Origin of the sequence: Rathayibacter sp. AY1E8, from assembly GCF_002931415.1 — a bacterium.
GTDB lineage: Bacteria > Actinomycetota > Actinomycetes > Actinomycetales > Microbacteriaceae > Rathayibacter.
Genome location: NZ_PSVI01000032.1, coordinates 1 through 18,529, shown reverse-complemented (window position 1 = coordinate 18,529; position 18,529 = coordinate 1). Strand labels below are relative to the sequence as shown.

Genomic DNA, 18,529 nt, shown 5'->3' with positions numbered 1-18,529 from the left:
CCGCCCGCGTCCTGCCGGACCGCGGGCGAGGAGGGCCGCCTCCGCCCTCCCGCCGAGGACGGGCGCCTCGTCCGAGGAGGAACGCGCCACCCCGTCTCGGCGCCCCTCCCCCGGCCTAACGTGGTCACCGCCCGCGCACCCCGTCCCCGCTGCGAAGGAGCCCGGTGACCGCTTCCGAGCAGCCGGCCGCCCCGCGCGGTCTCGTCGAGACGCTGCAGCTGAGCGGTCCCCGCGTGGAGGCGTGGCTGAGGAGCCTCGGCTGGGCGAGCGACGGAGCTCCGCCCCTGCACCTCGCCGGGGACGTGCTCGCCGTCGACGGCTTCCGGCTGAGCCGCCTCTGGCACACACCCGGCACGCTCCGGACCGACCCGCCCCTCCCCGCCCCCGACCGGGCCGAGGTCGACCTCATCGTCCCGGTCGCCGGCGAGATCGTCGTCGACGGCCCTCTCGAGGCCGCTCGTCTGCGGCCCGGCGGGCTCGCCCTCCTCCGACGCGACGACTCCGCTCGGTTCCGGGCGGAGGAGGACTCCGCCTGGCTGGCGCTGAGGACGTCCTGGGGCAGGCTCGGCCTCACGAGCGCACAGTCCGACGGGCCGTCCTGCACCCTGCTCGCCGCCGACAGCTACAGCGGCGCCTTCGTCTCCCTCGTCAACGCGACCCTCAACGCGGACCTCGCGGCGGGCGATCCCGGCTTCAGCGAGCTGCGCCGGGCGCTCGAGGCGACCGCGTCGGCCCTGATCAAGCAGAGCCTGCCGCCCGCCCGTCCGGAGGACGGACTCGAGGGCGTCCTCCTCCGCGCGATCGCCGTCATCGATGCGGAGGCGGGTGACGCGGACTTCACCGCCGGCGTTCTCGCGATGCGGCTCCGCGTCTCGCGGGCGACGCTGGACCGCGCCTTCCACCGCCGGGGCACGACCGTGGCCGCGACCCTCCGCGAGCGGCGCGTGCACCTCGCCGCGTCGCTGCTCGCCGCGAGCCCGTCGCTCTCGCCCTCGGCTCGCGCGGCCGTGGCCGGGCGGGCCGGCTTCCGGACGCTGATGGGGATGGACCGCGCGCTGTGCCGTTCGCGCGACGTCGACCGCGGCTGATCCGACCGGACATCGGCGTCCGCGTCGCTCCAGGACGCACTCGGGATTCGTCGAACCGGTTCGCCTCTCCTCTGGAGTGTCGCGAAATGATCCGGTTAGGCTCTTCACGTTGTCGTCAACATAGTGTTACCGTGAACATTGCCGCGTACGAAGCCGGCACACTCCCTCCCCTCAGCAATGGTGCCGACCCTGGAGCAAAGCGCGATGAAGCCTTTCCTGCGACCACTCGTCCTCGTGACGGCCGTGGCCCTCACCGTCCCCCTTCTGACGGCCCAGTCGGCGAGCGCAGCTCCCTCCGACAGCCTCGTCCTGCGCTACGCGCTCGACGAGACGAGCGGCACGACCGTCGCCGACAGCTCGGGCAAGGGCCGCACCGGCACGCTCGTCAACGGAGCCGCTCCTCGCGGAGCCGCGGGCGTCGCCCTCGACGGGACCGACGATTACGTCAAGCTGCCCGACAACCTGCTCGCGGGCCTGAACTCGATCACGGTCAGCACCGAGGTCCTGGTGAACGCGAACCAGGGCACGCCCTACTTCATCTGGGGCCTCGGCAACACGACGAACGGCGCCGGGAACGGCTACCTCTACACGACGGGCAACGGCTACAAGGCCTCGATCGCCACCGGCAACTGGACCACCGAGCAGACCGTCAACTCCAACGCGAACCTCGCGCGCAGCGTCTGGAAGACCCTCACCTACACGCTCGACGACGCGAGCGACACCGCACGCCTCTACCTCGACGGCACCCAGGTCGCGCAGCAGACAGGAGTGACCATCACTCCCGCCGCGATCGGCAACGGCACCACCACCGCGAACGCTATCGGCCGCTCCGTCTACACGGCGGACAAGACCCTCGCCGGCTCGGTCCGCGACTTCCGCGTCTACAGCACGGCGCTCAGCGCGGCCGACGTCGCGACCCTCCAGGCCCCGGACAGCACGCGCGTCTCCCGCGACTCCGCCGCCCTGGACCTCGGGAGCCTCTCCTCGGTCTCCGCGAACCTCACCCTCCCGACGACCGGCCCCAACGGCTCCGCCATCGCCTGGGCCTCGAGCAACTCCGCGGTCGTCTCGACCAGCGGAGTCGTCACGCCGCCCGCGACCGGGGTCGCCTCGGTCGAGCTGACCGCCACGACCACCCGCGGCTCGGCCACGGCCACCCGCACCTTCACCGCCACCGTGCCCGCCAAGGACGTGAACGCCGACGCCCAGAAGGCGCTCGACGCCCTCTCGATCGTCAACTCCGGCGACGTCCGCGGCAACGTGACGCTGCCCGCGAAGGCCGGCTCCTACGACGTCGCCTGGTCCTCCTCGAACACGGCCGTGCTCAGCACGACCGGCGTCGTGAAGCGCCGGTCCGCCGCCACGCCCGTCACACTCACCGCGACGATCGCCGGCACGACCGCGACCCGGCAGCTGCCCGTCACGGTGACCGCGGCTCCCGCGGACCTCGACACCGAGTACGACGCGGGCTACCTCTGGACCCACTTCGCCTCGACCGACTACGAGAAGATCTACTTCGGCTCCAGCACCGACGGTCTGCACTGGTCGAAGCTCAACAACGACAAGGCCGTGCTCGCCAACCTCGGCGGCACCCTCGGCGTCCGCGATCCGCACCTCGTGCGCTCCCCCACCGGCGACGAGTACTGGATCATCGGCACCGACCTGCACGCCGAGGGCACCGCTCCCGGCGGCACCTGGGACCAGACCAACGCGAGCAAGAACCTCGTCGTCTGGCGCTCGACGGACCTCGTGAACTGGAGCGATCAGAGCATCGTCTTCGCCGGCTTCCCCGACGCGGGCAACGTCTGGGCTCCTGAGGCGATCTGGGACGACGCGACCGGCCAGTACTACGTCTACTGGGCCGCCCGCGACAAGACGCTGACCGGCGGGGCCTCCGCCCAGCGCGTCTACGTCTCGACCACGCGCGACTTCGTCGGCTTCTCCACCCCGAAGGTCTGGCTGGACGAGAACCCCGCCGCCGGCGGCGGGAGCCGCGGCAGCATCATCGACACGACCATCGCGAAGGAGGGGGACACGTACTACCGCTTCTCCACCGCCGACTGGCGCACGGTCGTCGACAAGGCCCCGAGTCTCGCCGGCCCCTGGACCCGCGTGATCGGCTTCGGCGAGGAGAAGTCCCGCGGCCTCTCCGACCACCTCGAGGGCCTCACCGTCTACCAGCTGCCCGACGGCCGCTGGGTCGTCATGGGCGACTCGTTCGGCTACTCCGCCTACGTCACCGACACCCTCGCGGACATGCGGTTCACGGCGCTTCCTGTCGGCACCACCGGCGCGAACACGTACTCGTTCTCGAAGCCCTTCCGCCACGGCTCGGTGCTCCGCCTCTCGAGCGCTGAGGAGGCGCGCCTGACGGCCGCCTACGGCACCAGCAGCACCGGCCCCGCCGCGAAGCCGGTCAACGCGGCCGGCGAGATCCTCCGCTACACCTTCGACGGCGGCTCGGGCACCACGGTGCGCGACAGCTCGGGCAACAACCAGAACGGCACGCTGCCCTCGGGTGGCACCTGGAAGGACGGCGCCCTGCAGCTCGACGGCACCGACGACTACGTCAAGCTGCCGAACGACCTGCTCGCCGGAGTGACGGACCTCACCATCCAGTCCGACGTCTGGATCGACCCCGCGCAGGGCGGCGCCTACTTCCTCTACGGCCTGGGCAACACCACGAACGGCGCCGGCGACGGCTACCTCTTCACCTCGGGCAACAACTACCGCACCAGCATCGCGACCGGGAACTACACCACCGAGCAGACCGTCGCCGGCGGCTCGGCCCTCCCCCGCGGCACCTGGGCGCACCTGACGTACACGCTCTCCGGCACCACCGGCACGATCTACCTCGACGGAGTGAAGGTCGCCAGCGGCACCGTCACGACCGACCCGAAGGACATCGGCGGCGGCTCCACCTCGGCGAACTACATCGGGCGCTCGAACTACGACGCCGACAACCGCTTCCGCGGCCAGATCCGCGAGTTCTCGGTCTACAACCGGGCCCTCAGCGCCTCCGAGGTGCTCGCCGCCTCCGGCAACACGTCGGCCCTGGTCGACCTGTCGCTCAGCGGCGACGTCCTGAAGACGACCCCGATCGTCGACTCGGCGAGCAGGACGGTCACCTTCCCGGTGAAGCCGGGGACCGACCTGACGAAGCTCACCCCGACCTTCTCCACCGCGGCCGGCGTCACGGCGAGCCCCGCCTCCGGCACCGTCCGCGACCTCTCCACCCCGCAGACGGTCGTGCTCACGCCCGCCGCCGGCGGCACCGCGACCACCTGGACCCTGAAGGCCGTCGTCATGAAGTCCCCGGTCCTCGCAGGCCTGAACGCCGACCCGAACATCGCGGTCTTCGGCGACACCTACTACCTGTACGCGACCTCGGACGGCTTCGCCGGCTGGGGCGGCAAGACCTTCTACGCCTGGTCCTCGAAGAACCTCATCGACTGGACCCGCTCGGAGCAGCCCTTCCTGACGCTCGACGGCGCGAACGGCAACGTGCCGTGGGCGACCGGCAACGCCTGGGCGCCGACGATCATCGAGAAGAACGGGAAGTACTACTTCTACTTCTCCGGCGAGAACTCCTCGCTGAACCGCAAGACGATCGGAGTCGCCGTCTCGGACAGCCCGATGGGCCCGTTCACGGCGCAGCCGACCGCGATGATCACCAACGGCGAGTCCGTGCGGTCCGGCCAGGCGATCGACCCCGCCGCGTTCACCGACCCGAAGACCGGCAAGAGCTACCTCTTCTGGGGCAACGGCGACCCGCTCTACGGGCAGCTGTCCGACGACATGCTCTCGATCAAGACCGGCACGATCAAGAAGATCAGCGGTCTGACCGACTTCCGCGAGGGTGCGTTCCTGAACTACCGCGACGGTCTGTACCACCTCACCTACTCGATCGACGACACCGGCTCGGAGAACTACAAGGTCGGCTACGCCACCTCGACGAGCGTCGACGGACCGTGGACCTACCGCGGCGTGGTCCTCGAGAAGGACACCTCGCAGGGCATCCTCGCCACGGGCCACAACTCGATCGTCAACGTGCCCGGCACGGACGACTGGTACATCGCCTACCACCGCTTCGCCATCCCCGGCGGAGACGGCCAGCACCGCGAGACGACGATCGACCGGGTGACCTTCGACAAGACGACCGGGCTCATGCAGAAGGTCGTCCCGACCCTCACCAGCGTCGCCGCGCAGACGATCGTCGACACCGCGCCGCTCGCAGCCTCGATCACGGGGAAGGCGACGGTGGGCAGCACGCTGACCGCCTCCGCCTCCTCCCCGTGGACGGCGACCGGCTTCCAGTGGAAGCGCGGTGGGACCGCGATCAGCGGGGCGACGGCGTCGAGCTACACGCTCACCGCCGCCGACCGCGGAGCGACGATCTCGGTGGCCGTGACCGCCGCGAAGCCGCAGTGGACGCCGGCGACGGCCTCCGCCTCCGTCGGTCCCGTGACCGACTCGGCACCCGCGATCGCCGTGACCACGACCTCCACGACGCGCTGCGCCGCCGGGAAGATCGTCGTCACCGCGACCGCCACGAACCCGAACGCCTTCGCCGCGAAGATCGTGATCGGCACGACGTGGGGCTCCAAGAGCTTCGCCGACGTCGCTCCCGGCGCCACCGTCTCGGCCGCCTTCACCACCCGGGCGACGAGCGTGACCGACGGATCCGCGACCGCCACGGCGACCGCGTTCATCAGCGGGAAGCCGGCCACGGCCTCCGCGACCGCCCCCTACTCCGCGGCCAGCTGCAGATGATCCGCGGGCACGACCCACACCCATTGAGATCGAGCCGGCGAAAACGCCGGACGGAGAACGGAGAACACCCGACATGAACACCCGCTCCCTCCTGATCCGCGTACCCGCTGGACTGGCCGGAGGCGTCCTCCTGCTCGGAGTCGCCGGAACGGCGTTCGCCGCCGAGGTCAACTACGGCAACGACGACGTCGACATCAACGTCGAGATCGCCGACCTCCCCGGGACGCGCGCCCTCTCGATGACCGTCGCCGCGGGCTCGACGACGCTGACCGAGACCGGCTCGGACAACGTCCGCCGCCAGTTCACCGGCACCCTGCCCACCGTCACGGTCACCGACACCCGTGACGCCGCGGACGTCTCCCCCGGCTCCGCGTGGTACGTCATCGGCACGGCGAGCGACTTCACGTCGGCCGACGGCTCGACCATCGGCGCCGAGAACCTCGGCTGGACCCCGGACCTGGTCGACGGTGGAGACCTCGGCGAGGTCGCCGCGGGCGATGAGGTCGGCACCGCCATCGACGGCGGCGCCAACGGCGTCGGCCTGAAGGGCAAGGAGCTGCTCGCGATCGTCGCCAGCAACTCCCAGCAGGTCAACCCCGAGGGCTCCTGGAGCGCCGACGCCGACCTCTTCCTCCGCACCCCCGTGAACGTGGACGCCGGCGCGTACTCGTCCACCATCACCCTGTCGCTCTTCGAGTGACCCGTCGCGGCCGGGGGACGCACTCCCTCGGCCGCGATCCCACCACGGCCGACGCGGCCGGGCCCGCCCGCCCGGCCGCGTCGTGCTTCCCCCGTGCGACCATGAGGTTCTGATGACTGCTCCGCGCCGCTCCGCCGCTCCCCGCCGCCCGCTCCTCCCCGCGCTGCTCGCGCTGGTCGTCGCCCTCCTCGGCGTGGGGGTCGCTCCGGCGGCCGTCGCGGCCGACGGAGCGATCACCTGGGCGGTCAGCCCCTCCACCGACGGCGTCCCCGACAAGCGCGCGTGGGTCGAGCTCGAGCTCGCCCCCGGCGCGAGCGCCTCGGACGAGGCGGTCGTGCGGAACCTCAGCGACCAGCCCGTGACCTTCAGCATCACCAGCGCCGACGGCTACTTCACCGACACCGGCCGCTTCAACATGCTGAACTCCGACCAGGAGTCGGTCGACGCCGGGCTGTGGATCTCCGCCCCCGAGACCGTGACCGTCGATCCGGGCAGCAGCGGCGTGGTGCCGTTCACCGTGACGGTCCCCGACAACGCCACCCCCGGCGACCACGCCGCCGGCATCGCCGCCTCCGTGCTCTCGCAGGGCACCGAGGCGGGAGGCGCGAACGTCGGAGTGGAGAGCCGCATCGGCTTCCGCGTGATGACCCGCGTGACCGGCGAGGTGACCCCCTCCTTCTCCGTCGAGGACCTGGCCAGCGACTACCGCCTCTCCTGGAACCCGTTCCAGCCCGGCTCCCTCTCGCTCGTCGCCGACGTGGTGAACACTGGCAACGTGCGCCTGCTGCTCGACGGCACGGCGAGCGCCCAGGGCGCCACCGCCCCCGTCGTCGCGGCCGACGCGCCCCAGCACGAGCTCCTGCCCGGCGACCGGCGCAGCGTCTCGGTGCAGCTCGACGGCATCTGGCCCCTCTTCGGGGTCGGCGCCGACCTGACCATCGCACCGACCGTCGCCGCCGCCGATCAGGAGCCGGTCGCCACCGCTCCCGTGACGGAGTCGATCACGGTCGCCGCCGTGCCGGTCCCGCAGCTGCTCATGATCCTCGGCGTCGCCCTCATCCTCGCGGCGCTGCTCGCCGGGCGCTCGCGCTCGCGCCGCCGCATCGCCGCCCTGGTGCAGCAGGCCAAGGAGGAGGGCCTGCGCGAGGGCGCGCGCGTCTCCTCCTGAGCACCCCCTCCGCACGCTCCCTCCCCCCTCCCTGCCGCCGAGGGGCCCCGGGCCGTCGAGGGGACCCGCTACACCGGGTTCCCCCGACGGTCCAGGGTTCGCTCACCGCGCGGCCATGCGTCAGAGTGAGCGGATGACCACCACCTCCCTGGAGGCGCCGACTCGGCGTCTCGGCCTCATCGCGCTCATCGCGACCCTCGGCGGCCTCCTCTTCGGCTACGACACCGGCGTCATCAACGGCGCCCTCGAGCCGATGTCGGCCGAGCTGGGCCTCACCGCGCTGACCGAGGGGGTCGTCACCAGCTCGCTCCTCTTCGCCGCCGCGATCGGCGCGATCTCGGGCGGACGCCTCGCCGACGCCCTCGGGAGGCGGACCACGATCCGCCTCCTCGCCGTGCTCTTCCTCGTCGGCGCCCTGGTCTGCGTGGTGGCGCCGGGCTTCGGCGTGATGGTCCTCGGGCGGGCGGTCCTCGGACTGGCCGTCGGCGGCGCCTCGGTGGTCGTGCCGATCTACCTCTCCGAGATCTCCCCCTCCGAGATCCGCGGCTCCCTCGCCGGCCGCAACGAGCTGATGATCGTGATCGGCCAGCTCGCCGCCTTCGTGGCCAACGCCGTCATCGGCACCGTCTGGGGCGAGCTGCCCGGCGTCTGGCGGATCATGCTCGCCGTCGCCGCGCTCCCCGCCGCGGCGCTCCTGCTCGGCATGACCCGGGTCCCGGAGTCGCCGCGCTGGCTGATCGCGCACGGCCGCCGCGACGAGGCGCTCGACGTGCTCACGACCATCCGGACGCCCGACCGGGCCCACGCGGAGGCGGAGACCATCGCCCGCTCGATCGGCGCGAAGGACGGCCCGAGGATCCCCCTGCTGCAGGCGCTGCGCGAGCGCTGGGCGGTGCGCATCCTGCTGGTGGGCATCGGGATCGGAGTCGCCCAGCAGCTCACCGGCATCAACTCGATCATGTACTACGGCCAGTCGGTGCTGAAGGAGGCGGGCTTCGACCACGACGGCGCGCTCGTCGCCAACATCGCGCCCGGGGCGATCGCCGTGATCGGCGGCCTGATCGGGCTGCGGCTCATGCAGACGATGAACCGCCGCACGACCCTCCTGCTCGGCTACTCCCTGACCACCGCGATGCACTTCCTGATCGGCATCGCCTCCGTCGCGCTCCCCGTCGGGAACCCGGCGCGGCCGTACGTGATCCTGGTGCTGGTCGTCGCGTTCGTGGGGAGCATGCAGACGTTCCTCAACATCGTCACCTGGGTGATGCTGTCCGAGATCTTCCCGCTGCGGATCCGCGGCGTCGGCGTCGGCATCGCGATCTTCTGCCACTGGATCACGAACGCGGTGCTCGGCCTGTTCTTCCCCACCCTCGTCTCCGGGGTCGGCATCACCGGAACGTTCTTCCTGTTCGGCGCCGTCGGCCTGCTCGCGCTCGTCTTCATCTGGAAGCGCGTGCCCGAGACCCGCGGCCGCGCCCTCGAGGAGGTCGAGGCGGGCGTCGTCTCCGGCGAGCTCCTGCGCCGCTGACGCCCGCCCTCGGGCTCCGCCTACTGGTAGGTGACGAGGTCGGGGAGGGGGCGGACCTCGGCCATGGTCTCGGCGGGGGTGAGCATGGGCGCGTCCTCGTCGTAGAAGTTCTTCCAGCCCCAGCCGATGCCCTCGGGGGCGCCCTCGTGCAGCGCGTCCCAGGTCGCCTGCTTGTCGGGCTGCGAGCCCTGGCCGTCGACGTGGATGAGGAACTCCAGCTCGGGCCGGTCGCGGCGGATGCTGTCGCGGTCCTGCAGCATCGACAGCCGGAACTGGTGCAGCACGAACATCTTCGGCGGCAGCCCCTCGCTCTGCACCAGGTCGGCCAGCCACTCCGACACGCTGTCGACCTCGGCGGCCGAGACGCGCCCGATCTGCTCCAGCGGCTTCTGGCCGGGCAGCAGGCGCCACTCCGGGTCGAGCGCGAGGCCGACGTTGGGCAGCGTCAGCAGATCCGCGTACTGCTTCGCCTGAGTGAGGAAGTCGGTCAGCCCCGACTGCAGGTCGAGCACCACGTACATCCCGGCCGCCTGCGCCGCGTCGATGTACGGGCGGATGTCGGCGGCGTCGAGCTCGTTGGAGTAGTCGCCGTCCTTGCCGGGGTCGCCCGCCGCGACCGTGGTGATGATCTCGAGGCTCGGCACGACCTGCTTGTCGGCGAGCGCCCGGTACGGCTCGGCCACCGCCTCCGCCCGCGCGATCGTGGGCTCGAGGCCCTGCTCCCCCAGCACGCCGAGGACGGGAGCGCCCGGAGTGCCGTAGATCGCGACGAAGAGGTGCCCGCCGAACATCCGCTGGCCGCCGCCCGGCAGCTGCCAGCCGCTCGCGGCCGCGCGCACGGCCCACTCGGGCTCGGGCTGGGCGGCGAGCACGGGGCCGAGCAGCAGCGTGCAGGAGGCGTCGGCCTCGGCGATCGCGGTCACGGCTCCGCCCGAGGCGAGCAGGTCGTCGCCGTCGACCACGGTGACGGGTACGCCGGCCGCGCGGGCGGTCGCCAGTGCGGCGACGTCGGCGTCCTGCGCGCGGGCGAGGGCGTGCAGGCCGGTCAGGGCGTCGGCTCGGGCCGGGAGGGCGCCGAAGGGGGCGTCGGAGGCGGTGGACGGCGCGGCGGCGGCGAGGTCGGCGAGCGCCAGGTCGGTCACGGTCAGGCCGGACGCAGCGCTGAGGGCGGCCGCGTCGGAGGCGGAGGCGACGACGTCGACGCCCTCGGGCGCGGTGACGTCGCCGATCGCGAGCACGCGGGTCACGCCGAGGCGGGCGAACTCGGCGGCGAGGGCGTCGGAGGTCGGAGCGGTGGAGGACGGAGCGACGGACGGGGTCGCGGAGTCGGACGGCGTCGCCGAGTCCGACGGCGTCGCGGAGTCGGACGGCGTGTCGGAAGCCGTGGATCCCGCGGCCGCGGCGTCCGCGGTCGGGGCGGCCGTCGCTCCGGATCCCGCCGAGCCGACCAGCAGCGGCACGCCCCAGGCGATGCTCACCTGGGCGGCGCGCAGGCGCGACTCGGCGACGTCCTCGACCAGGACGACCAGCGGAGCCGCGGCGAACAGGGCCGCGCTCGCGGCGAGCGCGTCCGGGGCGAGCGCCACCGGCCCGCTCGGAGCCGCGGTGCGGGTGCGGGGCGCCTCCTGCTGAGCGTCGTCCGGAGCGGAGGAGTCGGGCGTGCAGGCGCTGAGCAGCGGGAGCACCGCGAGACCGCCGATCACGACGCTGCGGCGCGAGAGCCCGGAGCGGGACGGAACGGAACGGGGTGTCGAGGGCATGGCAGGCCTCTCCTCTCGGAGCCCGATCGGGGCTCTCTGGTGCGTGGCTGGTCCTCTCGACTATCGCAGGCCCGGCGGCGGCGAGCGCCGAGGGGGCCGTCCCGGGCGCGCCTCCGGAGGCCGTCCGGACATGCAGAAGGGGAGCGGCGCCGCAGCACCGCTCCCCTCCGAGAGACTGGATCAGACCGTGCGGGGGGCCTTCGCGAGGCTGGCCTCGAGCTCCTCGCGGTTCTGCCGCACCACGTAGGCGGGGCGGTCGCGCTCGACGCGCCACGACTCGCTCAGCGGCGTGATCGCGACGGTGTCGAAGCCGATCCGGTCGTAGAGGTCGGTCACGAAGTGGATCGCCTCGGGGTAGTCGCTCGACGTCGCGAGAGCGCGGCGGTCGGGCGTGCCGGCCGGAGTGCCGTCGGTGGTGATGTCGGCGGCCATGATGTGGTTGAACGCCTTGACGACCTTCGACTCCGGGAGGTGCTGCTGGAGCATCTCGCTGGTCGTGGTCTCGCCCTTGTCGAGCGCCTCGATGCGGCCGTCGCGCTCGAAGTAGTAGTTGTTCGTGTCGAGGACGATCTTGCCGGCGAGCGGGGCGACCGGCACCTCCTCGAGGTTCTTCAGCGGCACCGTCACCACGGCGATCTCGGCGGCCTCGGCCGCCTCCTGTGCCGTGGCGGCGCCGGCCTTCGGGTCCGGCGCCGCGTTGAGCTCGGCCAGGGCCTCGGGGCCGCGCGTGTTCGCCATGACCACCTCGTCCCCGAGGGCGATGACCGCCCGTGCGACCTGGCTGCCGATGTTGCCTGCTCCGATGATTCCGTACGTCGTCATGCTGAGGAGAACGCGGAGGGTGCCCAGGCATTCCGCTCTGCGGCGTTCTCCCACGCCGCACCCAGGTGGGCCCGTGCCTCCAGTAGCCTCGGTCCTCGGGCGCCGCTGCCCGAGAAGGAGCCCGTGATGCCGCAGTACGACCTCCCGCTCGACCTCCTCGAGCAGTACGCCCCCGAGATCGCCGAGCCCGCCGGTTTCGCCGAGTTCTGGCGCGACACGATCGCCGAGGCGAGGGCCGTCGCGACCGAGCCGCGCCTCGAGCGGGTCGACGCCGGCTTCGGACTGCTCGACACCTTCGACGTCACCTACTCCGGCTTCGGCGGCCACCCGATCCGCGCGTGGCTGATCCTCCCCCGCGGCGTCGAGGGCCCCCTCCCCGGGCTCGTGACCTTCATCGGCTACGGAGGCGGCCGCGGGCAGCTCGCGGAGTGGACCGCGATGTCGGCCGCCGGCTACGCGCACCTGGTCATGGACACCCGCGGCCAGGGGTCCGGGCACCGCTCCGGAGCCACGCCCGACCCGGTCGGCAGCGGGCCGCACGTCTCCGGCTTCATGACGCAGGGCATCGAGTCGCCCGCGGAGCACTTCTACCGCCGCGTCTTCACCGACGCCGTCCGCGCGCTCGACGTGCTGCGCGCGCACCCCGCGGTCGACGCCTCCCGCGTGGCCGTCTCGGGCGGCAGCCAGGGAGGCGGGATCGCTCTTGCCGTCACCGGGATCCTGGGCCTGCTCGGCGAGTCGGAGTCGGCGCGCGCCGCGATCGTCGACGTGCCGTTCCTCTCCCACATCCCGCACGCCGTCCGGCTGGTCGACACGATGCCGTACGGCGAGATCGTGCAGTACCCGCACCCGCACCGCGGCTCCGAGGCGCGCGTGTTCGACACCCTCTCGTACTTCGACGGCACCTCCTTCGCCCCCTACGCGCAGTCCCCCGCGCTGTTCTCAGTCGCGCTCCGCGACGACATCTGCCCGCCGTCCACCGTCTACGCCTCCTACAACCGCTATGCCGGACCCCGCGAGATCCGCGTCTACCCCTTCAACGGCCACGAGGGCGGCGAGGCGTTCCAGATCGGCGAGCACGTGCGCTTCCTGGGGCGCGAGCTGGCGTAGGAGGAGGAGCCGCCCGGTTGGCGGACGGGGGCGGTGCGCCCCGGCGCATCACCCGTTCCGACTCTCGATCGTCGCGCTGCCGATGCGGTCCTCGAGGTCGGCCAGCTCGTCGAGGACGTCGCCGACCACCCAGACCTGCCGGGCGCCTTGACGGGCGTCGCATTGTGACGCCGTGCGTCGCGCTCGGTACCCGTTCGCTGCTCTTCTGGGCACTATCGACTCCATGACCCGCCAGATCCGCTTCAACGCCTTCGACATGAACTGCGTCGCCCATCAGTCCTCGGGCATGTGGCGCCACCCCCAGGACCAGTCCTGGCGCTACAAGGACCTCTCGTACTGGACCGACCTGGCGAAGCTGCTCGAGCGCGGCACGTTCGACGGCATCTTCATCGCCCACGTGCCCGGCACCTACGACGTCTACGGCGGCTCGAACGAGGCGGCGATCCGCCACGGCGCGCAGGTCCCCGTCAACGACCCGATCCTCCTCGTCTCGGCGATGGCCGCCGCGACCGAGCACCTCGGCTTCGGCATCACCGCGGGCACCGCCTACGAGCACCCGTACCCGTTCGCGCGGCGCATGTCGACGCTCGACCACCTGACGAAAGGCCGCGTGGGCTGGAACGTCGTCACCGGCTACCTCCCCAGCGCCGCCCGCAACATGGGCCACGAGGACCAGCTCGAGCACGACGACCGCTACGACGTCGCCGACGAGTACCTCGAGGTGCTCTACAAGCTGTGGGAGGGGTCGTGGGAGGACGACGCGGTCGTCCGCGACCGCGAGTCCGGCGTGTTCACCGACCCGGCGAAGGTGCACGAGATCGGGCACCGCGGCAAGAACTTCACCGTCCCCGGCATCCCCCTCTCGGAGCCGTCGGTGCAGCGGACCCCCGTCATCTACCAGGCGGGAGCGTCACCGCGCGGCATCCGCTTCGCGGCGGGCAACGCGGAGGCGATCTTCGTCGCGTCCTCGACGAAGGCCGGCCTGAAGGCGACCGTCTCGCGCATCCGCGACGCCCTCGAGGCGGCCGGCCGCGACCGCTACTCCGCGAAGATCTACACGCTGCTGACGATCATCACCGCCGAGACCAGCGAGGCCGCGCACGAGAAGCACCGCGACTACCTCTCCTACGGGAGCGAGGAGGGGGCGCTGGTCTTCATGTCGGGCTGGATGGGCATCGACCTGTCGCAGTACGACCTCGACGAGCCGATCGGCAACGTGAAGAGCAACGCGATCCAGTCGGCCGTCGCCAACTTCCAGGAGGCGAACGAGGACGGCTCAGAGTGGAAGGTCCGCGACATCGCCAAGCTCAGCGTGATCGGCGGGCTCGGCCCGTTCGTCGTCGGCTCGCCCGCGGAGGTCGCCGACCACCTGCAGGAGTGGGTCGAGGAGACCGACGTGGACGGGTTCAACCTCGCCTACGCGATCACGCCCGGCACCTTCGAGGACGTGGTGGAGTTCATCGTGCCGGAGCTGCGCCGCCGCGGTGCGTACCCGGAGGAGTACGTCGAGGGGAGCCTCCGCCAGAAGCTGCACGGCCGCGGCGACCGGCTGCCGGAGGAGCACCTCGGCGCCGGCTTCCGCTACGCGCCGGCGGCGGTCTGACGACAGGGGGCGCCGGGCGGCCGGCGGGGGCGGGGGTCTCGATACGCCGCTCCGCGGCCGCGCCGGACGCACGAGCACCCCGCCGCGATGCGCGACGGGGTGCTCGTGACGTGCGAAGGGGCTCAGCCCTCGAAGGTGCCGGGCGTCGAGCGTGATGTCGACTCCGGTGAGCGCCTTGCTGACGGGGCAGGTCTCCTTGGCCTCGTCGGCGGCCTTGAGGAAGGCGGCCTCGTCGATGCCGGAGACCTCGCCGCTCACGACGAGCTTGATGCCGGTGAGCTTGAATCCGCCGGCCGAGTCCGGGCCGAGCGAGACGTCGGCGCGGACGTCGAGCGCCTCGACGGTGCCGCCGGCCTGGCCGAGGACGGCCGAGAACTGCATCGCGTAGCAGGCGGAGTGGGCGGCCGCGAGGAGCTCCTCGGGGCTGGTCGAGCCGTTGGCGTCGTCGGCGGCGCGCTTGGGGAACGAGACGTCGTAGGTGCCGATCTTCGAGCTCGAGAGCTCGACCTGGCCCTCGCCGGTCTCGAGCGAGCCGTTCCAGGCGGTGCGTGCGGTACGAGTGGGCATGAGTCCTCCTTGGGGGGCGGGGAGAACCGTAGAACGATCGTTCTCCCCTGATGCGCCGAGCCTAGGTGGAACGCGTGGCGTCCTGCAACCACCGGCCTCGGACCCTCGGCGAGATGCCAGTCCGGCGCGCCTCCGTCGGCGTGTCGCGTACTGGAGCGGCCTATTGCGAAGGAAATGACGGCCGCAAGGTCAGTGCACGAGCTTCAGGCCGACGACGCAGCCGACGATCCCGAGGACCAGCAGCGTGCGCACGAGCGAGAAGGCCTCGCCGCCGAAGAACATGCCGTAGAGGACGGTCAGCGAAGCGCCGATCCCGACCCAGACCGCGTACGCGGTGCCGGTGGGCAGCTCGCGCATCGCGTAGGCGAGGCCGGCCATGCTCGCGACGACGCCGACTCCGAAGACGACCGACGGGCCGAGCCGCGTGAATCCCTCCGACTTGCCGAGGGCGGTGGCCCACACGGCCTCGAGGACACCGGAGAGGATGAGGACGATCCAGGACATGACAGCTCCTACGAGTCAGTCTTGTCGCGTTCCGGGTACTGCTCCCTCGTCCGGTCGCCGTCATCGGCTCCGGACAGTCTGCCCGTGCGCGCTGGGCAGGCCCTGGGCAGCGCGCGGCGGGGGCGGAGCCGCCGCGACCGCGGCTCCGCCCCCGCCGCCCTCAGCGCGGCTGAGCCGGGTTCGTCGGCACTCCGTGCGAGGGCGGATTGATCGCCGGACCGGACGTCGCCGGCGAGACCGGCGATCCGGACGACGCGCGGGACACCTCGGGCAGCGACTCCGGCACGCTGCCTGCCGGCTCCGCTCCCCCGCGCAGCTGCTCGAGACGCGAGTGCAGGATCGTCGTCACCGGCAGGCGGTGCCCGTGCGCCTCCTCGTAGGCGAGCAGCACGCCGAGGCCGGCCTCGTCGAGCGGGCGGATGCGCTCCGCGAGCGTGCCGAGCGGGATGTCGTTCCAGTCGGGGAGCGGCAGCTCCTCGCGGGAGGGTGTGTCGGTCATTCGTACTCCTTCCGTTCCCTCCATCCCACGCCTCGGACGGCCGTCCGCCCAGGGGCTTGACCGGTCGCGGGGAGAGCGCGGCGGTCGGGAGGGACGGTCCGGCGGAGCGGCGGCCCCGCCGGGACCGTCAGCGGATCAGGCGGTGCGGCGGGACGAACGACGGGTCGCCAGGTGCACGAGGACTCCGACCACGAGGAGGATCCCCGCGTAGAGCCAGACGATCGGGTCCTGCTGGCTGAGGAGCAGCACGCACGAGGCGACGCCGAGCACGGGGATCGCCGTCCACACGCGGAAGTGGTCGTGCTCGACCTTGTCGCGCCGCAGCACGAGCACCGAGACGTTCGTGCTGATGAACACCAGCAGGAGGAGCAGCACCACGGTCTCGGCGAGGGTCGCCAGATCGCCGACCAGAGTCAGGAGGCACGCCGCCAGCGTGGTCACCGCGATGGCCACCCACGGCGTCCGGCGCTTCGGCAGCACGTGGCCGAGCACGTCCGGGAGGAGGCCGTCCTTCGCCATGCCGTAGGTGACGCGGCTCGCCATGATCATGGTCAGCAGCGCTCCGTTGGCGACCGCGACGAGCGCGATCAGGCTGAACAGCCATGCCGGCACCCCGGCTCCGCTCGCCGTCACGACGTCGAGCAGCGGGGCGGAGGATCCGGACAGCTCGTCGGCGGGCAGTGCGATCGAGCTCGCGAGGCCGACCAGGACGTACACCGCGCCGGCCGTCAGCAGCGAGCCGAACAGCGCGCGCGGGTAGACGCGGCTGGGGTCGCGGATCTCCTCGGCGATGTTGGCCGGGGTCTCGAAGCCGACGAAGGAGTAGTACGCGATGATCGCCGCGCCGAGCACCGCCAGCGCCGGCGCCTGCTCGGAGCTGAGCTCGACCGTGCGGGAGAGGTCGCCGCCTCCGCCCGCCACCAGCAGCGCGACGCATCCGATCACGATCAGCAGGCCGCCGACCTCGATCACGGTCATCACCGTGTTGCTGAGCAGCGACTCCGCGACGCCCCGCGCGTTGAGGCACGCGACGAGGATCAGGAAGACGATGGCCGTCGGCACGGTCGGCACGTCGAGGAAGGTGCCGAGGTAGTCGCCGGCGAACGCGAGCGACAGACCGGCCGCGCTGGTCACTCCGGCCGCGAGCATGGCGAAGCCGACCAGGAACGAGACGATCGGGCGCTTGAACGCCCGCTGCGCGAACACCGCCGCGCCTCCCGCCTTCGGGTACTTGGTCACCAGCTCGGCGTAGGAGCCGGCGGTCAGCAGCGCGAGACCGAGCGCGAGCAGGAGGGGCATCCAGACGGCACCGCCGACCTCCGCCGAGAGCGTGCCCATGAGGGCGTAGATGCCCGCGCCGAGGACGTCGCCGAGGATGAAGAAGTAGAGCAGCGGGCCGGTGATGCGGCGGCGCAGGGAGGTGCCGCCGGCCTCTCCGGTCGCGGGGGCGTCGCTCGTGGTGGCCATGTCGTCCTCTCGTCGCGCGCTCGGGAGCGAGCACGACGGGCCACGCTAGGGAGGAGGGGGCCGGGAGGTCGAGAAGGTTGACCGGGCGGGGTCGAGGGCGCTACACGCGCGGGACGGGGCGTCTGCGGAGCGGGCGCCTGCGGGCCGGGCGCGACTTGCGGGCCCGGCGCCTTCCGCGGGCCGGGCGCGTTCCCCGATCGGGCACGGCATGCCGCGCCCCGCGCCGGCCGTCAGCCGAGGACGACGTGCTCCCCGCCGCGCTGCTCGGCGATCTCCTCGCCGACCTCCTCCGCCTCCTGGCGCGACTCGTGGTGGCTCAGCGGGACCCGGTCGTGGGCCATGCGCTTGTGCCAGCCCTGCTCGTCGGAGTAGGTCTCGATGGGGAGGACGGTCGTGGTGCTCATGGTGCTCCTTCGTGGTGGTCCCTCCATGGCACCTCGCGCTCCCCGCCGCTGGGGGGGGGGTGGACGCGCGCCGGTGTCTTGAGCAGGACGGCGGCGTCTCGGCGGCACACCAGCGAGCGACGGCGCCGCGGCGTGTCAGGGCGAGACCATGCCGCCGTTCACGTTGAGGGTCTCGCCGGCGACGAAGCTCGACTCGGCGGACGCCAGGAACACGTAGGCCGGGGCCTGCTCGGCGGGCTGGGCGGCACGGCCCATCGGCGACTCGCTGGAGCCGAAGTCGGGCAGGCTCTCGGGGTCGACGCCGCCGCTCACCTGCAGGGCGGTCCACGTCGGGCCGGGCGCTACGACGTTCACGCGGATGCCCTTCGCGGCGAGCTGCTGCGCAAGGCCCTTCGAGAGGTTGTTGATCGCGCCCTTCGTCATCGCGTAGTCGAGGCGGTCGGGGGCGGGCTTGTGCGCCTCCGCCGACGCCGTGTTGATGATCGTGGCGCCCGCGGGCAGGTGCGGGAGGGCCGCGCGGATGATCCGGAACGGAG

At 72.2% G+C, this 18,529-nt stretch carries 14 protein-coding genes, 1 pseudogene and 1 riboswitch; of the genes and pseudogenes, 7 read left to right on the top strand and 8 right to left on the bottom strand.

Annotated features, from left to right (window positions below; all coding sequences use genetic code 11):
* Positions 1 to 164 precede the first annotated feature (164 nt).
* The 5 genes from C5C74_RS10765 (at position 165) to C5C74_RS10745 (ending at position 9,257) form a co-directional block, all read left to right on the top strand.
* A complete protein-coding gene (locus tag C5C74_RS10765) occupies positions 165 to 1,088 on the top strand; it encodes an AraC family transcriptional regulator (protein WP_104351518.1) in 924 nt (307 codons plus the stop codon).
* Between the two features lie 204 nt (positions 1,089 to 1,292).
* The gene (locus tag C5C74_RS10760; RefSeq protein ID WP_181134690.1) at positions 1,293 to 5,861 is read left to right on the top strand and encodes a family 43 glycosylhydrolase; all 4,569 of its coding nucleotides are present in this window, start codon (positions 1,293 to 1,295) and stop codon (positions 5,859 to 5,861) included.
* Between the two features lie 73 nt (positions 5,862 to 5,934).
* Entirely contained in the window at positions 5,935 to 6,561 is a 627-nt protein-coding gene (locus C5C74_RS10755; protein WP_104351516.1) for a hypothetical protein, read from the top strand.
* Positions 6,562 to 6,673: 112 nt separating this feature from the next.
* The gene (locus C5C74_RS10750; protein WP_104351515.1) at positions 6,674 to 7,729 is read left to right on the top strand and encodes a WxL protein peptidoglycan domain-containing protein; all 1,056 of its coding nucleotides are present in this window, start codon (positions 6,674 to 6,676) and stop codon (positions 7,727 to 7,729) included.
* Between the two features lie 133 nt (positions 7,730 to 7,862).
* Positions 7,863 to 9,257: a sugar porter family MFS transporter gene (locus C5C74_RS10745; protein WP_258060020.1), complete on the top strand. Its 1,395-nt coding sequence runs from the start codon at positions 7,863 to 7,865 to the stop codon at positions 9,255 to 9,257.
* A 20-nt stretch (positions 9,258 to 9,277) separates the two neighbouring features.
* Here C5C74_RS10745 and C5C74_RS10740 read toward each other — a convergent pair whose 3' ends face one another.
* Entirely contained in the window at positions 9,278 to 11,017 is a 1,740-nt protein-coding gene (locus tag C5C74_RS10740; protein ID WP_104351514.1) for a hypothetical protein, read from the bottom strand.
* Positions 11,018 to 11,197: 180 nt separating this feature from the next.
* Positions 11,198 to 11,839 carry an NADPH-dependent F420 reductase gene (locus C5C74_RS10735; protein WP_104351513.1) on the bottom strand — a complete coding sequence of 214 codons (642 nt, stop codon included), beginning with the start codon at positions 11,837 to 11,839 and terminating at the stop codon, positions 11,198 to 11,200.
* A 126-nt stretch (positions 11,840 to 11,965) separates the two neighbouring features.
* On the opposite strand from C5C74_RS10735, the gene C5C74_RS10730 reads away from it, so the two are divergent.
* Positions 11,966 to 12,949, top strand: coding sequence for an acetylxylan esterase (locus C5C74_RS10730; RefSeq protein WP_104351512.1), 984 nt, complete (start codon positions 11,966 to 11,968; stop codon positions 12,947 to 12,949).
* A gap of 223 nt (positions 12,950 to 13,172) precedes the next feature.
* A complete protein-coding gene (locus tag C5C74_RS10725) occupies positions 13,173 to 14,552 on the top strand; it encodes an LLM class flavin-dependent oxidoreductase (protein ID WP_104351511.1) in 1,380 nt (459 codons plus the stop codon).
* A 141-nt stretch (positions 14,553 to 14,693) separates the two neighbouring features.
* Here C5C74_RS10725 and C5C74_RS10720 read toward each other — a convergent pair.
* The 6 genes and pseudogenes from C5C74_RS10720 to C5C74_RS10700 all read right to left on the bottom strand — a co-directional run.
* Positions 14,694 to 15,119: pseudogene (locus C5C74_RS10720) on the bottom strand (OsmC family peroxiredoxin); the annotation flags it as partial.
* Positions 15,120 to 15,308: 189 nt separating this feature from the next.
* Positions 15,309 to 15,623: a multidrug efflux SMR transporter gene (locus C5C74_RS10715; protein ID WP_104257716.1), complete on the bottom strand. Its 315-nt coding sequence runs from the start codon at positions 15,621 to 15,623 to the stop codon at positions 15,309 to 15,311.
* 9 nt (positions 15,624 to 15,632) lie between these two features.
* A riboswitch (guanidine-III (ykkC-III) riboswitch) is annotated at positions 15,633 to 15,696 on the bottom strand.
* 87 nt (positions 15,697 to 15,783) lie between these two features.
* Positions 15,784 to 16,122 (bottom strand): hypothetical protein, encoded by a 339-nt coding sequence (locus tag C5C74_RS10710; protein WP_104351510.1) that lies wholly within the window; start codon positions 16,120 to 16,122, stop codon positions 15,784 to 15,786.
* A 135-nt stretch (positions 16,123 to 16,257) separates the two neighbouring features.
* Positions 16,258 to 17,589, bottom strand: coding sequence for an APC family permease (locus C5C74_RS10705; RefSeq protein WP_104351509.1), 1,332 nt, complete (start codon positions 17,587 to 17,589; stop codon positions 16,258 to 16,260).
* Positions 17,590 to 17,819: 230 nt separating this feature from the next.
* Positions 17,820 to 17,993, bottom strand: coding sequence for a DUF2188 domain-containing protein (locus tag C5C74_RS17110; RefSeq protein WP_181134689.1), 174 nt, complete (start codon positions 17,991 to 17,993; stop codon positions 17,820 to 17,822).
* Positions 17,994 to 18,128: 135 nt separating this feature from the next.
* A partial coding sequence (locus tag C5C74_RS10700; protein ID WP_146079705.1) for an SDR family oxidoreductase occupies positions 18,129 to 18,529 on the bottom strand: 401 nt, incomplete at its 5' end.

Bases quoted from the DNA above. Each gene is read 5' to 3' on its own strand.
- C5C74_RS10760 (WP_181134690.1), top strand. From the start codon at position 1,293: ATGAAGCCTTTCCTGCGACCACTCGTCCTCGTGACGGCCGTGGCCCTC.
- C5C74_RS10755 (WP_104351516.1), top strand. From the start codon at position 5,935: ATGAACACCCGCTCCCTCCTGATCCGCGTACCCGCTGGACTGGCCGGA.
- C5C74_RS10750 (WP_104351515.1), top strand. From the start codon at position 6,674: ATGACTGCTCCGCGCCGCTCCGCCGCTCCCCGCCGCCCGCTCCTCCCC.
- C5C74_RS10745 (WP_258060020.1), top strand. From the start codon at position 7,863: ATGACCACCACCTCCCTGGAGGCGCCGACTCGGCGTCTCGGCCTCATC.
- C5C74_RS10740 (WP_104351514.1), bottom strand. From the start codon at position 11,017: ATGCCCTCGACACCCCGTTCCGTTCCGTCCCGCTCCGGGCTCTCGCGC.
- C5C74_RS10735 (WP_104351513.1), bottom strand. From the start codon at position 11,839: ATGACGACGTACGGAATCATCGGAGCAGGCAACATCGGCAGCCAGGTC.
- C5C74_RS10730 (WP_104351512.1), top strand. From the start codon at position 11,966: ATGCCGCAGTACGACCTCCCGCTCGACCTCCTCGAGCAGTACGCCCCC.
- C5C74_RS10725 (WP_104351511.1), top strand. From the start codon at position 13,173: ATGACCCGCCAGATCCGCTTCAACGCCTTCGACATGAACTGCGTCGCC.
- C5C74_RS10715 (WP_104257716.1), bottom strand. From the start codon at position 15,623: ATGTCCTGGATCGTCCTCATCCTCTCCGGTGTCCTCGAGGCCGTGTGG.
- C5C74_RS10710 (WP_104351510.1), bottom strand. From the start codon at position 16,122: ATGACCGACACACCCTCCCGCGAGGAGCTGCCGCTCCCCGACTGGAAC.
- C5C74_RS10705 (WP_104351509.1), bottom strand. From the start codon at position 17,589: ATGGCCACCACGAGCGACGCCCCCGCGACCGGAGAGGCCGGCGGCACC.
- C5C74_RS17110 (WP_181134689.1), bottom strand. From the start codon at position 17,993: ATGAGCACCACGACCGTCCTCCCCATCGAGACCTACTCCGACGAGCAG.